A 14,905-nucleotide genomic window follows, 5' to 3' on the forward strand; every position below is an offset into this window, starting at 1 on the left:
GGGGCGGTAGTACCTAGTGGCTGGAGGTTTGGCCACTATAAGATATTACAATCGGTATGGAATTCTAGTAGCGATGCTCCCAGATCTAACCTTAAAAAACAGGCGATGCTCCGGTCTACCGGTATCGCCTGTTTTTTGATTATTCCCTTACGATATCTATAGGTGCTGAGGTATCTTCAAAGGGCTTAAGGCTCTTTCGGCTGGGAGCAGACGGGGAGACGGGCAACCTAACGATAATTGTCGTTCCCTCTCCGATAGCACTGTCTATCTCTATCCTTCCCTGATGCAGAGAGACAATTTTTTTAACGATCGCAAGTCCGAGACCGTTGCCATTGTTGTTTCCGTTCCGGGATTTATCTATTTTATAAAATCTTTGGAATACGGCGTTGAACTCTTCCGGGGACATCCCGATTCCATTATCGATGATGGTGACGGATACTTCTGCTGCACTACTAACTATACTGATGCGAATATTCCCGCCTACCGGTGTGAATTTGATGCTGTTGCTGAGCAAATTCATCCATACTTGCTTCAGCTGATCTTCATCACCCTTAATTTTCACCGCTTCCGGCAGCTCTAGATCGATAACAATGCCTTTGGCTGACCATTGGGGCTCACAAGTCACAACGATGGTTCTAATCTGCTCGTCAAGATTGAAGGGACTTGCGTTGAAGGGATGATGTTCAGAATCCAGGGAAGCGAGCTTCAGTAAATTATCACTTAACCTCGACAGACGTTCACTCTCCGCAATGATGATATCAAGATATTCGCTGCGTTCCTCTTCCACGATTAAATCATGGTTCAGTAGCGCCTTGGCAAAGCCGGAAATCGACGTAAGCGGTGTCTGGATTTCATGAGAAACGTTGGATACGAAATCCTGCCTCATTTGTTCCAACTGCTTCAACTCCCCTGCCATCTCCACATAGCTTTGTGTCAATTCCCCGATTTCATCTATTCGGTTCACTTTAAGCTCCACCTCGAAATCACCCTTGGCCAGTCTTTTTGTTGCATTCGTCAGTGCTTTGATCGGCTCCACCAAATATCTGGCGGCAATAAGAATGCATACACTACCCAGCAAAAGCACGAGCAAAAGCACAAAGAGCACCATCCGATTAACGATATTTTCGTTCTCAGCAGAATACTGCAAGAACATCGCGCGCCACTCCCCGTCCAACATAAAAGGCATCCCGATAAAAATATCCTTATCTTCCGCGGAGGAACGGTAGAGCTTTCCTTGTAGTACTTGTTTGACAGCTTCGGGGGGGACAGTGACAGCCGGACTACCCTTGAGCCCATAAAAGGTATGTTCTCCGGCATCATTGTACAGGTGGATAGGGTGTGCAGATACTTTAACCATACTATTCAGGAACTCGTCCGTATCTTTAGGTTTGGCGTCATCATAGCGGTGAATGATCTCTTTTCCCACTATGATCATTTCATTCTGTCCCTCGTAACTTATTTGTTTCTGAAAGACATACAAGCCAATGAAAAAGGAACAGACTAGACTAAAGATAATGATGCCCAGAAACGTGAGAATGACGCGTACATACAATGTCTTGATCATGGCATAGGGATCAGCCGATATCCCAGGCCGCGGGCCGTTTCGATTTGAAATTGCTCGCCCTTGCCGCTGAATTTCTCCCTCAACCGACTTATATGCACATCTACAGTCCGGCCGTCTCCTTCATAATTCAATCCCCAGATTTGAAGAATCAACTGTTCTCTTGTGAAGATTTGCCCAGGATGGCTGGCCAGCAGAAACAGCAGCTCAAATTCCTTCAATGGAATTGTGACCGGTTCTTCACCACGCGTGACCTGGAAAGTGCGGCGGTTGAGCGCCACATTACCCAACTGCACGGACTGGGAAGAAACGACCAGCGAGCGTTTAAGCAAAGCTTTTACTCGCATTACCAGTTCAAGCGGATCAAATGGTTTCGTTAGATAGTCATCCGTACCAAGTTGAAAGCCTTTCACTTTGTGTGCGGATTCCGCTTTAGCCGTCACCATGAGGAGGGGGATGTTGGCATCCCAGCGTCTGATTTCTCTGCATAGATCCCAACCATCCAATCCTGGCATCATAATATCTAGAATGACGAGATCGACACGCGAGTTCTGTATAATGGACAGAGCTTTGGTACCATCCCTGGCTTCTTTGAGGTCAAAACCTTCTTTTCGCAAAAATAAAGACATTAGCTTTCGGATGTTATCATCATCATCAGCGATAAGTATAGTAGCCACGATTTTCCTCCTCTATTAAGCTTTCATTATATCTGATTTGTTCTTGGCAAGTAGTGGCGTTATCCGAACTGCCAACCCAACAGGTTCCAATAGTAGAAGAACAGAGTCATCGCCACAGCCGAAAGCGCCACTAACGTATAATGCACACGCTTGAAAGCTGTCCAGTATTTATTCTTCCAAACCAGTATAGCCGAGATTAGTAAAGCTAAAGTCAGACCAACCAAAATGATTGGCATAACTAAACTGAGAGAAAGCGAAAGACTGATCCCGCTGAACTTCTGCATCATGTCCATGGACATAACCACCATAAATATCGTGACGAAAGATAGCAGCGCCCAAGCAGCAGTTCCCGTAGATAGGCGGATGGCCCACTTTTCAGGTGGCGTCATCGCCTTAATCTTGCGTCTGGAGAAGATTAGTCCGAGCAATGCAGTGATGAAAATCAACCCCGAGAACCCTAGTATGATAAGCCAAAATTTATTCTGATCCAAGAGAGGCGTACGCTCCAGCGGCATATCAGGTGCCATCCCTAAGATCATATGTGTAACCTTACCGGACTCATTCGTGCGGAAGGCAATTTGTTCGGTACCTCCCTCGAGTTGGAACATATTCGGACTGACTTCACGATACAATTGTTGTTCACTACCACTTCCCAAGGATAGCTTATTATCCTCAACCGAGACATTCAGCTGAGCGAAAAAAATGAAAAATTTATCAATATCACTGATGTTTCTGCGGGTAAATTGATAGGCTCCTGCAAATTTCTGAATAGATTCATCAGAAGCGATGAATTCAGCCTGACTCGCATCAGGAGCAGGGTAGTAGCGGTTGAAAAAGGCTTGGATGAGGTCTGCTGCGGAATCACCGCCCTCACCGCCGTTGTAGGATACAAAGATGCCTACATGCTTGGCAGGCACAAGATACAATCCCGTATTAAACATGGGGTCAGAACCACCATGAGTGATCAGCGTGAGCCCATTGATTTGTTTCTCTGCGAACCCAAGATCCACCCCCGGCAGACGTTTATCAAATTGAAACGCCGTTGAATGCATTAGTTCTGCCGTCTCGGGTCTCAGAATCTGCTGGTCTCCATATTTCCCGTTCTGCAGATGGGCGATCATGAAATGCGTCATATCTACTGCTGATACTGTACCCGAGCCGGCAGGACGAAAGCCGCCCTCGAAGGTAGGTGTACCTGGAATAAAACTACCGTTCTCGCTGTTGTACCCCACAACTTTGTTGGGCATGAATGACTCCGGCAAAGGTTCTACTACAGTCGAATATTTCATGTCGAGCGGATCAAAAATATATTTCTTTATATAATCATTGTAAGGAATACCGCTAACTTCCTCTACAATTAGACCTGCGAGTGTAGCTCCGTAGTTCGAATAAGAACTTATCTGTCCGGGTGGTCTTACTCGTGCCAACATATGCTTATTGAGTGTTTCCGAGATTGACCCCGGCAATTTGGCAGGGTCTGTAGTGATTTGATAACCAACTCCACCTTCTTCGAACCCTGCTGTATGTGTCATCAAATGGCGCATAGTGATAGGTTCAGGATAAGTAGCAGGGATCTTCACTGATTTCAGGTAGGTGTTAATATCCGTGTCTAGATCAATTTTGCCTTGCTCGACCAGTTGCATCACCGCTGTCCAGGTGAACAGCTTTGTCGTTGAAGCAATTCGAAACATGCTGGTTGTCGGGTCAACGGGTGCTGCCTTTTCCAGATTGGAACTGCCATAACCTTTGGCCAAAATAATCTTGTCGTCTTTTACGATGGAGATGACCGCTCCCGGAATTTGCAGCCGATTCATATCTTTTTCCATGATGCTATCAACGAAGGCAGTCAGACTCGCGGTATCATCGAGATTGGCGGGTTCTTCAGTCTGAGTTATGGGTAGCACGGTTTGATCCGTTTTGGTCTCGGCCGATGCCTGGTACCCGGGCAACACCAGGCTTGCGCCTAATCCGGCACTAATCACAGCCAATAGGGTTAGACCAACGATCAGTCTTTTTTTTATATAAGTTAACATTATTATCCTCCGCATCATCATTTATTGGGTTTGGATGATTATCCACCTAACGCTTATAGACATTATCAGAGTAGTGTGAATGGAACGTTAACAAGACTATAAAAAAACAGACTGCCATCCGCCGCCATCAACGACAGTGGGTAGTCTATTGTGAAAAAATTAAAAATCCGGTTTCCTTTTTTGTCTGATAAATTAAAATAAACAGCGGTAGTTTAGGACGTGATTTCCTTGTCCTAAGTTATCGCTGTTTCTATTAGAATCAGTGAACTCTTCTACATATCCCCACTTATCGTTCAGTTACAACACCTTGTGACGGAACTTCCACAACGGGTCGCCTATGGGTAGCCTCGAGGGTGGAAAGGTCACCATCCAGCGCTTTTAGTCCGGGGAGCAGCAAGGCTGCGCTAGCACAGAGCATTGGAAGCAGTCCTGCGATTACAAAAAGTGAGGGCACCCCATAATGCTGGGCAATCGCGCCACCGGCAAAAGCACCAAAAGGCTGCAAGCCGCCACCGATCAGAAAGCGAATAGAATTGACTCTTCCTTGCAGATGGCTCGGAACTAGACGTCCATGGAGTGAAGAGCTTAAGGAACCGAAGAAGGGACCTAACGTCCCAGTAGCAAATACAGCGGCGAGAGCAAAAGAAAAACTAGGGAATAACCCCCATAAGGTAGTCACTAAACCTATGATCCCCAGACTGCTAAGCATGACAAGCCGTCTTTTTTTAATTTCCCCTATCATGGAAATCACACTTAGCCCGACTAAGGTTCCCAGTGCGAAAACTGTACTTAGCGTGCCCATCGTGGCCGCATCGCGGTGGAGCACTTCACGTACAAAAGGGACCATCATCGTCCAGACGGCAATTGAGCTTAAATTACTGATGGAGGCCATGATCATAATCGTAAGCATTGCAGGAAATTGTTTATAGAAGGTAAAACCCTCGGCTATCTCGCGAACGTAAACGGTGATGGAGAAACTACCTGGGGCTGGAGAAGGTTTCGGTAGCTTTTGTAAGCACAGCAAGGTAGTGATGGCGGCTGCGTAACATATCATGTTGATGCCAAGGGCGGGCAGCGCTCCACTAGCAGCGGTCAACGCACCTGCTAAGGCAGGCCCCAGCAGGACTGCTGCGCTTTTGCTGCCATCAATGATAGCAAAAGCTCGCACCAGCTTCCGGCTGTCGGCAACGCCAGGAATAACAGCCATCGCTGTTGGCATGAACAATGCGGCGCAAGATCCGCTGAGACCCGCGGCGACAAACAGATGCCACAGCTGCAATTGGCCAGCCAGGCCCATGCCGAGTGGCAGTGCTATAGCCAACAAGCGAATGGCTGCCAAGCAGGCCATAAAACGGATCCGGTGCAGCCGATCGGACAACGGTGAACCGAGCAAGCGCAACAGCAGCTCAGGTATGCCGGAGCTGAGCGCGAGTGCTCCCATCGCTAGCTTAGAACCGGTTAGCTCATAGACGAGCCATTCCATAGCCAGTAAGCCAAAAGCATCTCCAAAAGCGCTTAAAGTGATGGTGGAGAGTAGACCATAATAGCTGCGTTTTATCATTGCTTGGTAGCTCCTTTCTTAAAATAAGAAAGTATAAGTTTTGCGCCTATACTATCTTATATTTCTCGCAAATACGCTTAACTCTCCAGATACGCCCCAATCTGCTGAGGCAGCCCGTTTAACGCTTCTAATCGCAGGCTGTACGATGCGTTTCTAACATTGGTATGGACAATGACCAGCCCAGCTGCACGCAGTGCGATAAGATGGTAGTGGATTGTGCTTTTAGAAAGTCCTACCTCACGCACGATTTCTGTGAAATTGAGCTGCTTGCCTGTGAGCAAACGAAGGATATACAGCCGGGTCTCATCTGACAACGCACGGGTAAGGCGGAGTAATGCAGGCGCAGGCCGTCCAGCTTCCGGAGGGAGAACATCACAAGAGTAGCTGGTGAATACGAATTCATCATACATAGCGGTCGTAACCAGTGGACGAGCATGATATTGCGGAATGATAATGACCTGCTTCAGATGTTCGGTTGGATAAAGGCGCATTCCAGCAGTAGCTGCTTCAAAGACTTCCATATCATTGTTCCCGCTTAGCATCGCGCGTCTTGATTCGGCTTCTTGCTCAAGCCCTTTGATGATATTAGGATCGATTCCACTGAAGTAACCTGAGTTCCATTCGCGGAGGATGTCAGCGGCAGTGTCCCTAAGCTCCGCAAGATTGGAAGGGACCGATTGGCCGAAACGTCCGGATATTTCATACAGTTCGCCCGAAGATAAACCATCGAACCACTCCAAAAACCCCTCTACCGAACGCTCTCCCGGACAGCACCAAATATAGGGAGCCAAACTGAAATCATCAAGTTTCTTAACGACTTCCTGCATTTTACGTAGCAGCATTGGCGCGAATCTGGCTTGAACATCGCGTACCCAGAGCTTGCCGGAATCCATGGCAGTATGGTTCTGCTTACTTAGAAAAGCAGTCATACTACTAACACATTCATACATGGGTGCAAAATCGACCTCTACTTTATAATCCAAGAGCTGCTCCATTCTTTCAGTGAAATACTGAACTTGTTATTAGTTCTATAAATATAGAACTGATCGTTGGTTTTATTCTAAACGAACTAATCGTTCTTTTCAATAGCCATTTCACCGAAAAATCCGAACTCAACATATTGTTCACACATAATCAATTGTTTATATAAGTGTGTGGTTATATAATGGATTTGAAATTAGATGAAGAAGGTGTAATTAGACTTGAAGGACTTGAAGGACACAAACGATTTGACTCAGGGTCCTATTATGCCTACCTTAATGAAATTAACGCTTCCGATTATTGCGACGAATTTCATCTCTACTACTTATGGTCTAGTCGATATGATTTGGGTTGGAAGATTAGGAAGTGGTCCGGTTGCCGCGATTGGTACAGCGAGTTTTTTCATTAATCTAGCGATTGCTTTATCGACTATGGTTACGATCGGCACAGGGATTAAGGTGGCGCATTGCATGGGATCTGGTCAGTTAGAGAAGGCTAAATCTTATATAAAGAATGGATTTATGATGTCTATTTTATTAGGACTTCTCTATATGAGTTTAGTGCTATTAACCAAGAATCAGTTGATTGGTTTTTTTGATCTTGGAAGTGATGAAGTAGAGCGGATGGCTAGACAATTTCTAGTGATTTCGATATTTGGATCGGTATTTTCCATCGTGAATACGTTATTCGCAACTCTCTTAAACGCTATGGGAAATAGTAAACAACCGTTTCAGATCTTCTCTATTGGTCTTATGGTTAATATTGTCCTTGATCCATTTTTGATTTTTGGCTGGGGCAGTTTTGAAGGATGGGGAGTAGCGGGGGCAGCTATTGCAACATTAACGGCGAACATTTTGGTTACGGCTCTTTTTATCGTGAAGACAAAAAAGTCAGAACTCATTTCAAACACATCCGCGTGGGACAGTCGTCAAATGAAAGAAGTCATCCGCATGGGGCTACCAATAACGATCCAACGGGTCACCTTTACGATCATATCCATCATCATTGCCAAGATCATTGTACGATTTGGAGCGGATGCTATTGCGGTTCAAAAAGTAGGAATCCAAATTGAATCCATTTCCTATATGACCATTGGCGGACTACAGGGAGCTATTGCTGCCTTTTTTGGTCAAAATTATGGAGCACGTCGCTTCGATCGTATTGGGCAGGGGTATCGTCAGGCCTTAATTTTAACCTCCATTTTTGGCGTGATCGTGTCGCTTATATTTATTGCGTTTCCGCAGCAGCTATTTTCATTGTTTTTATCAGACCAGACAAGTTTGGAATTGGGCGCAGATTATATGCGGATCATCGGTTACTCACAATTATTCATGTGTATGGAATTGATGACAGTAGGTGCTTTTAACGGCATGGGTCAAACCCACATCCCGCCGATCTTTAGTATTTCATTTACTGCACTCCGAATTCCACTAGCCTTACTCTTATCCGAACCTTTTGGCTTGAATGGGGTGTGGATGTCGATTGCGCTAAGCAGTGTGTTCAAGGGTGTTATTCTTGTATTCTGGTTTAGAAGATCTTTGTTCAGAATGAATAAACAGCAGGCAAATTACTAAGCAAAGGATGAGTGTAGGAATGGCTTTATTAAATCGTAAACTCATACAGCTTTTAAGGGATAACCATTTGAATAAGGAGATTTTTCACGGAGAATTTGGACTGGAAAAAGAAAATGTCAGAGTGGATCCAGAGGGAAGACTTGCGCTGACACCACATCCAAAAGCTTTTGGAAACAAGCTGGAGAACCCCTATATTCAAACGGATTTCTCAGAGAGTCAGGTTGAAATGGTGACACCCTCTTTTGATTCTATTGAAGAGACTTATAACTTTCTGGAGGCGCTGCAGGATATTGTGTCGCTAGAGCTTAATGAAGAATATCTGTGGCCGAGTAGTAATCCTCCCATGCTGCCGAATGATAAGGACATTCCCATTGCCAAAATGGGTAATCCGGTAGAGGACGAGTATAGACATCAGCTAGCCGATAAGTATGGTCGTAAAAGACAATTGCTGAGTGGGATCCATTATAATTTCTCTTTTGATGAACAATTTCTAAAAAAGCTTCATGATATCGCTGATCCACAAAAGAGCTTTAAAGATTTCAAAGATGCGACCTATTTAAAAATAGCCCGCAACCTATTGCGATACCGCTGGCTTCTAATCTATTTAACAGGTGCTAGTCCTGTTTTTGATAAGACTTATATGGAGCAATGTGTGGCACGTGGTGAATCAGATGATGAAAAAAGCTTCTATTATCTGAATATGAATTCCCTGCGAAATAGCGAATGCGGGTATCGGAATGAAAAGCCTCTCTATGTATCTTTTGACTCGCTTACCGAATATGTACATGATTTACAAGCGTTGATTGAATCGGAAGAATTATTAAGTGTAAAAGAGTTCTATAGCCCGGTTAGAGTGAAGACGGCAAGAGGTAAACATCCGTTAGAGGAGCTGCTGCAGGATGGGATTGCCTATTTGGAGCTTCGTTTTATTGATCTCAATCCACTCTATAAAATAGGAATTAGCAAAGAATCAATGACTTTCATTCATCTGTTTATCCTGTATATGCTATTAAAAGAGGATGAACCGTTCGGAGTAGAGGATCAGAAGATGGCGAATCTTAATCATGATCAATTGATCATGGAGGGGATCAAAGGCTGTTTGCATGATTACGGAGATTCTTGCGGGACAATGGAACAGAAGGCTTTAATTTGTATGCAAGAAATGCAGGATATGATTCAGCTATTGAACCCAGAGGATAAACAGATCTCGAACGTTCTGAACGGAGCTAAGGATAAGATTCTAAATCCAGATCAGAGCTTTGCGGGGATTGTGAAGTCGGAAGTTCAACAATCCTCTTTTATTAAATATCATCTGAATAAAGCCAAACAATATGCTAAGGAAAGTCTTGCGAATGGATACCGATTTGTAGGATATGAGGATTTGGAGCTATCTACACAGCTTCTGCTGAAGGCAGCGGTTAAACGTGGGATTAAGTTCCAATTGCTCGATCGGGAAGAGAACTTCGTTGTACTTACGAAAGGCGATCATAAAGAATACGTTAAGCAGGCTACGAAGACATCCCTGGATTCTTACAGCACGGTACTAATTATGGAGAATAAAATTGTTACGAAGGAAGTTCTCAAACAACAAGGCATTCGTGTTCCCTCAGGTGAGGCATTTGGAGATCTTGAAGCGGCAATGAATGCATATGGCACTTATCGTAATAAGCGAATAGTGATCAAACCCAAATCAACCAACTTTGGACTCGGCATTACTATTTTTACAGATGATTTCTCCAAAGAAGATTATCAAAAAGCCTTCGAAATCGCCTTCGAGCATGATCGAACAGTGCTTCTTGAGGAATTTATGACGGGGAAAGAATATCGTTTTCTAGTCATGGGTGATGAAGTAGTCGGAGTATTGCACCGGGTTCCGGCGAATGTGGTCGGTGATGGTGTACATACGATAGAAGAGCTCGTCCACGAAAAGAATAAGGATCCGCTAAGAGGTCGTGGCTACAAAACTCCGCTTGAGAAAATTCAGATCGGCGAAGCCGAAGAGATGTTTTTGAAGAATCACACTATGACTTGGAGCGATATCCCTCCATTGAATGAGATCATCTACCTGCGGGAGAATTCAAATATTAGTACCGGTGGAGATAGCTTAGACTTTACTGATGAGATTCCGGGCAGCTATAAAGATCTAGCCATTCAATCAGCTAAAGCTGCAGGGGCCACTATTTGTGGAGTAGACATGATGATTGATGATATTAGGCAAGAGGCGAAGGGTACCAATTACAGCATTATTGAGATCAATTTTAATCCAGCGATTCATATCCACTGTTATCCTTTTAAAGGCAAGAACCGTCAAGCGGATGAACGAATTCTGGATCTATTGTTTGGGGAATAAACAGAAGCTCAACCAGTACTTTTGGTTGAGCTTCTGCTTTTAAATGAGACAATTCGCTCATCCACCCGCTGCATATTAATGCTAGAAGTTACCCGCTGCCGCAACGCCACTAAAGTTTCTGGCTTGGACATTATTAAAGGGATCTGTTGCAGCAGCATTAGTGAAGATCTCCGCCGTGTACTGAATTTGACCTGCTGCGACCGCTGCTGGCGGTGGAACATCTACTGCTGTAAAGCCGAAAGCCTCGTTTTCTCTGCTGATCGCAACACCAAATGTTGTGGTGAAAATGATGGTTCCGTTTCTGCGAACATTAACGGTATTAGTGTTGAAAAGAGGATTGTTTTCTACTTTTAGAAATCCAGTCAAAAGTATGCGGACATTGCCTTGATTATCTGCCGATACGCCTGCGGTCTGAATACCAATATCCCCAAAAACAAGGGGAGTCGCTGCTAGTGGAATAACTGCTGGTGTAGCATCCGAAGCAGCTTGGTTGGAAAGTCTTAAATCTACAAACTGAATGGTCATATTATACTCACCTCCTAGAAATAGAATATGAAAGAGTAAGGTTCGATTCTTGGATTCGTATGAAATTCATCAGCTACCTACTTGTAGAGCTTGATTCCGACCCCTTGTGACACTCTTGTAACAGAGATTCGCTACGATAGACTACGAGGTGAGAAAATGAAGAAATCTAAAGCTTTTATCGTGTTGATCTTATTGTTGGTTGTCGGATGCAGTTCGGTACCATCACAAGCCAATCCAGAACTGAAGAAGGAAGAGAAGACAGAAAGGAATGAGAAGTTAGCCTTCTGGGATGGACAGAGAAAAGGAACTAATTTCATGAATTCAAAATCTTTACCGGAAAACTATGATGCTGCCAAAGAGCAGAATATTGAATTCATTCGTTTGGCACCAGATAAATGGGCAAAAGACAGTGACTATTTATTTAATGACAAACCGGATGCGAACCCGGATAAAGATTTTCTAATAGGGAATGCAGATAAGTATGAAGGGATTGTTGAGGAGGATTTTGCCGAGTTAAAAGCGGACTTAGATGCAGCCGAGGCTCGGGGCTCCAAAGTGGTGCTGACCGTCCTCAGTCTCCCCGGAGATCGCTGGAGGCAGTTCAATAATTACAAAAATGATGATCGGATATGGAAAGATTTCAGTTATCATGAACAAGCAGCAGTGTTTTGGAGAGATCTAGCAAGCCGGTTGAAAGATCATCCTGCGGTAATCGGTTATAACCTGATAAATGAGCCACATCCAGAGACCGCCACGGGATTTAATGACTTCTGGACACAGGACTACAGCGAATGGTATAGCTCAGTAGAGAATACCCCTGCGGATTTGAATCTTTTATATGAGACGATAGTGACCGCTATTCGTACCGTAGATACCAAGACGCCAATTATCGTAAATTCTGGGCTGTATGCTACACCTTGGGCTTTTAAATATTTAAAACCGATCGATGATGAGAATGTGTTGTATGCTTTTCATATGTACGAGCCTTACGAGTTAACCAGTCAAAATAAGAAAAAAGGGTTTACCTATGAGTATCCTGGAACGGTAAAGGTCGGGGATAATAAAACGGAAAAAGCTTTTAACAAGGAAGCCTTAAAGGAATTTCTGGAACCTGTTGCGCAGTGGGCAAAGGAACATAACATCCCCGCAAATCGGATTGTTGCAGAAGAGTTTGGAACGAATCGACTAGTAAAAGGTGCAGATCAATACATGGCTGATTTAATTTCGATTTTTGATGATTTCGGCTGGCACTGGGCGTTTTATGCTTTCCGCGAGGATACTTGGGACGGTATGGATTATGAATTGGGAAGTAAGCCCCCAACCTGGGAATATTGGCAAGCGATAGAAAAAGGCGAACAGCCTCCTCGAAAAGTAGTCGATAGCCCGATATGGGAAGTATTGAAGAAAGGACTTGAAGGAAAGGAGTAAATGATGCTACTTGAACATTCTAATTGCTGATGATGAGAAACACATGACCACTATATTGAAGACTTATTTCGAAAAAGAGGGCTATAACGTTTGGGTAGCAGCGGATGGGGAGGAGGCGCTGGAGCTCTTTTTTTCGAATAAAATCGACCTTGTGGTACTGGATTGGATGATGCCTAAGCGAAGCGGGATTGAGGTGTGCAATGAAATCAAGCAGGTTAGTTTAGCTAAGGTGGTCATGTTGACCGCTCGATCTTCTCATGACGATGAATTTAGCGCATTAGATATCGGTGCAGATGAATATATAAGAAAACCATTCGATCCACGGATCTTAATGCTGAGAATCAAAAAAATGCTGGGTACCGAAAAAGTAGCTGCTATACGGGACTTAGAAATTGATTTTGAGCGAAGAAAAGTGTTCAAGAATGGGGAGGAGCTGTCCCTATATAAAAAAGAGTTTGAACTGCTAACCTTCCTATATGAGAATAAAGGCCGGATTTTGTCCAGAGATTCTTTGTTATCTTCCGTTTGGGGGATGGATTATCTTGGTGAAGAGAGAACCGTGGATACACATATCAAAAGATTACGCGATAAGATTGGGGCTGACCACGTAATTACACACAGGGGAATGGGGTACAGCTTCCATGATAAAAATCAATAAAATAAGCACGAAGTTATTGATTATGGTAAGTATTATTCTGCTGATTGTGTTTGGGACGTCCTATTCATTACACAATTTTTTCTCGTCCGATTATTACCTTTATAAAATGAAAACCAAAATTAACGACATTTATGACGAAGTAAAGGATCTCAGTCTGGATCAGCTCATGGAGAAAGAAACAGCGATCGAGAACAATAACAATGTAACGATAGTTAGGGTTGAGAACAACGGAAGCGCAACAATAATCAATGAGAACATTCAATTTGCGTTGTACAAAGATAAAGTGGCACTTAATAAGTTCTGGATTACGGAAGAAGTTTTGCAAAAGGTAAATGAAGGGAAAACGGTGAATCTATTATTTAATCAGGGGAAATTGAAGTCCAGCCTGTTAACGAAAATATATGAGCAGGATGGTAGCTTAATCCTCATCGGCACAGTGGTTGTGCACAATACAGATGCTTTAAACATCGTAAACCAATTCAGCTTCTATTCCATTCTTTTGGGGATTATTATCAGTTTGCTGTTAGTGGCTTATTTTTCGAGGAAAATCATTACTCCGTTAGAGCAATTGCAGGATGTAGCGAAGGATATCTCTAATCTTGATTTTAAACAAGTGACGATTAAGTCGGGGGATGAAATCGAAGAATTATCAAAGAGCATTAACCAGATGAGTCAGCGTTTGAAAAGCGCCCATGCAGAGCTGGAAAAGAAAAATCAAAGCTTAAACACACTGATCTCAAGCATTTCACACGAGGTAAAAACACCGTTATCCTTAATCCAAGCTTATACGATTGGTATTCAAGACGATCTGGATGATGGCACCTATACGGATATCATTTTGGAACAGGTGAAGTATACGTCTGATATGGTGGATTACTTAATTAAACTATCCAAGATCCAAAAGACCGTAGTGCATAAAGAAAAATTCGATCTTAAAGAGCTTCTGCTCAAAGTGATCTCACAATATAATATTACGTTCAAAAATAAAAACCTGATCTTACAGACCGACTTCCATTCGGTTGAACGATCCATCGTTGAGGAGGATAGCAGCCAGATAGAAATTGTATTCAACAACTTAATTAGTAATGCCATTAAATATGGGGAAGAGAATGTCTTTAGCATCTCAGTAGAGAATGATATCCACGGCACTTTGAAATTCACCATTACTAATAAAACCACGCGCCTAAAAGAGAATCATCTAGCGTATATTTGGGACCCGTTCTATGTCATCGAGGAGTCTCGGAATAAAGAAATCTCCGGTACTGGACTTGGCCTGTCTATTGTCGCGGAGATTCTAGCTAAGAATGATCTAAAATATGAAGCCAAATTAGAGGATTCGTATATTAGTTTTAGTGTTTGGTTTGATGTAGAGGTTACAGAAAATAATTGCTAGTGGGAGGAAAATGTCCCTTAAGAAATCTTCAGTTAATGTTGTAACTCTTTCACTCTTAATCAACCTCATAATGAATATGTATCAGGCACTATCAATGATTAAATGTTTAGATTAGGGAAAACCTCCCTAATTATGTGAGATTTATCGTGCTCCAAGCGATAATT

At 43.5% G+C, this 14,905-nt stretch carries 11 protein-coding genes; 5 read left to right on the forward strand and 6 right to left on the reverse strand.

The features are described 5' to 3' along the window. Positions 1 to 139: 139 nt before the first annotated feature. The 5 genes from MKY19_RS03905 to MKY19_RS03925 form a co-directional block, all read right to left on the reverse strand. The gene (locus tag MKY19_RS03905; RefSeq protein ID WP_339800524.1) at positions 140 to 1,564 is read right to left on the reverse strand and encodes a HAMP domain-containing sensor histidine kinase; all 1,425 of its coding nucleotides are present in this window, start codon (positions 1,562 to 1,564) and stop codon (positions 140 to 142) included. After that, a complete protein-coding gene (locus MKY19_RS03910) occupies positions 1,561 to 2,238 on the reverse strand; it encodes a response regulator transcription factor (protein WP_149647978.1) in 678 nt (225 codons plus the stop codon). Before MKY19_RS03910 ends, MKY19_RS03905 begins: the two co-directional genes overlap by 4 nt. Positions 2,239 to 2,297: 59 nt before the next feature. After that, entirely contained in the window at positions 2,298 to 4,271 is a 1,974-nt protein-coding gene (locus MKY19_RS03915) for a serine hydrolase domain-containing protein (RefSeq protein WP_339800529.1), read from the reverse strand. A 286-nt stretch (positions 4,272 to 4,557) separates the two neighbouring features. Beyond that, positions 4,558 to 5,832 carry an MFS transporter gene (locus MKY19_RS03920; protein ID WP_339800532.1) on the reverse strand — a complete coding sequence of 425 codons (1,275 nt, stop codon included), beginning with the start codon at positions 5,830 to 5,832 and terminating at the stop codon, positions 4,558 to 4,560. A 77-nt stretch (positions 5,833 to 5,909) separates the two neighbouring features. After that, positions 5,910 to 6,827, reverse strand: a complete 918-nt coding sequence (locus tag MKY19_RS03925) for a winged helix-turn-helix domain-containing protein (protein ID WP_339800535.1) — start codon at positions 6,825 to 6,827, stop codon at positions 5,910 to 5,912. Positions 6,828 to 7,034: 207 nt separating this feature from the next. On the opposite strand from MKY19_RS03925, the gene MKY19_RS03930 reads away from it, so the two are divergent. Further along, positions 7,035 to 8,387 (forward strand): MATE family efflux transporter, encoded by a 1,353-nt coding sequence (locus MKY19_RS03930; RefSeq protein WP_339800538.1) that lies wholly within the window; start codon positions 7,035 to 7,037, stop codon positions 8,385 to 8,387. A gap of 19 nt (positions 8,388 to 8,406) precedes the next feature. Next, positions 8,407 to 10,737: a bifunctional glutamate--cysteine ligase GshA/glutathione synthetase GshB gene (gene gshAB / locus MKY19_RS03935; RefSeq protein WP_339800540.1), complete on the forward strand. Its 2,331-nt coding sequence runs from the start codon at positions 8,407 to 8,409 to the stop codon at positions 10,735 to 10,737. Positions 10,738 to 10,818: 81 nt separating this feature from the next. On the opposite strand, the gene MKY19_RS03940 is transcribed toward gshAB, so the two are convergent. Continuing rightward, positions 10,819 to 11,262: a hypothetical protein gene (locus MKY19_RS03940; protein ID WP_076286168.1), complete on the reverse strand. Its 444-nt coding sequence runs from the start codon at positions 11,260 to 11,262 to the stop codon at positions 10,819 to 10,821. A 156-nt stretch (positions 11,263 to 11,418) separates the two neighbouring features. On the opposite strand from MKY19_RS03940, the gene MKY19_RS03945 reads away from it, so the two are divergent. The 3 genes from MKY19_RS03945 to MKY19_RS03955 are packed head-to-tail and all read left to right on the forward strand — an operon-like array spanning position 11,419 to position 14,741. Continuing rightward, positions 11,419 to 12,690 carry a cellulase family glycosylhydrolase gene (locus MKY19_RS03945; RefSeq protein ID WP_339800544.1) on the forward strand — a complete coding sequence of 424 codons (1,272 nt, stop codon included), beginning with the start codon at positions 11,419 to 11,421 and terminating at the stop codon, positions 12,688 to 12,690. Positions 12,691 to 12,700: 10 nt separating this feature from the next. Beyond that, positions 12,701 to 13,348 carry a response regulator transcription factor gene (locus MKY19_RS03950; RefSeq protein ID WP_339800547.1) on the forward strand — a complete coding sequence of 216 codons (648 nt, stop codon included), beginning with the start codon at positions 12,701 to 12,703 and terminating at the stop codon, positions 13,346 to 13,348. Further along, positions 13,332 to 14,741: a HAMP domain-containing sensor histidine kinase gene (locus MKY19_RS03955; RefSeq protein WP_339800550.1), complete on the forward strand. Its 1,410-nt coding sequence runs from the start codon at positions 13,332 to 13,334 to the stop codon at positions 14,739 to 14,741. The genes MKY19_RS03950 and MKY19_RS03955 overlap by 17 nt, the downstream gene beginning before the upstream one ends. The last annotated feature ends 164 nt before the right edge of the window (positions 14,742 to 14,905 follow it).

It is taken from the genome of Paenibacillus sp. FSL R5-0744 (assembly GCF_037972555.1).
GTDB lineage: Bacteria > Bacillota > Bacilli > Paenibacillales > Paenibacillaceae > Paenibacillus_AQ.

Bases quoted from the DNA above. Each gene is read 5' to 3' on its own strand.
- MKY19_RS03905 (WP_339800524.1), bottom strand. From the start codon at position 1,564: ATGATCAAGACATTGTATGTACGCGTCATTCTCACGTTTCTGGGCATC.
- MKY19_RS03915 (WP_339800529.1), bottom strand. From the start codon at position 4,271: ATGTTAACTTATATAAAAAAAAGACTGATCGTTGGTCTAACCCTATTG.
- MKY19_RS03920 (WP_339800532.1), bottom strand. From the start codon at position 5,832: ATGATAAAACGCAGCTATTATGGTCTACTCTCCACCATCACTTTAAGC.
- MKY19_RS03925 (WP_339800535.1), bottom strand. From the start codon at position 6,827: ATGGAGCAGCTCTTGGATTATAAAGTAGAGGTCGATTTTGCACCCATG.
- gshAB (WP_339800540.1), top strand. From the start codon at position 8,407: ATGGCTTTATTAAATCGTAAACTCATACAGCTTTTAAGGGATAACCAT.
- MKY19_RS03940 (WP_076286168.1), bottom strand. From the start codon at position 11,262: ATGACCATTCAGTTTGTAGATTTAAGACTTTCCAACCAAGCTGCTTCG.
- MKY19_RS03945 (WP_339800544.1), top strand. From the start codon at position 11,419: ATGAAGAAATCTAAAGCTTTTATCGTGTTGATCTTATTGTTGGTTGTC.
- MKY19_RS03955 (WP_339800550.1), top strand. From the start codon at position 13,332: ATGATAAAAATCAATAAAATAAGCACGAAGTTATTGATTATGGTAAGT.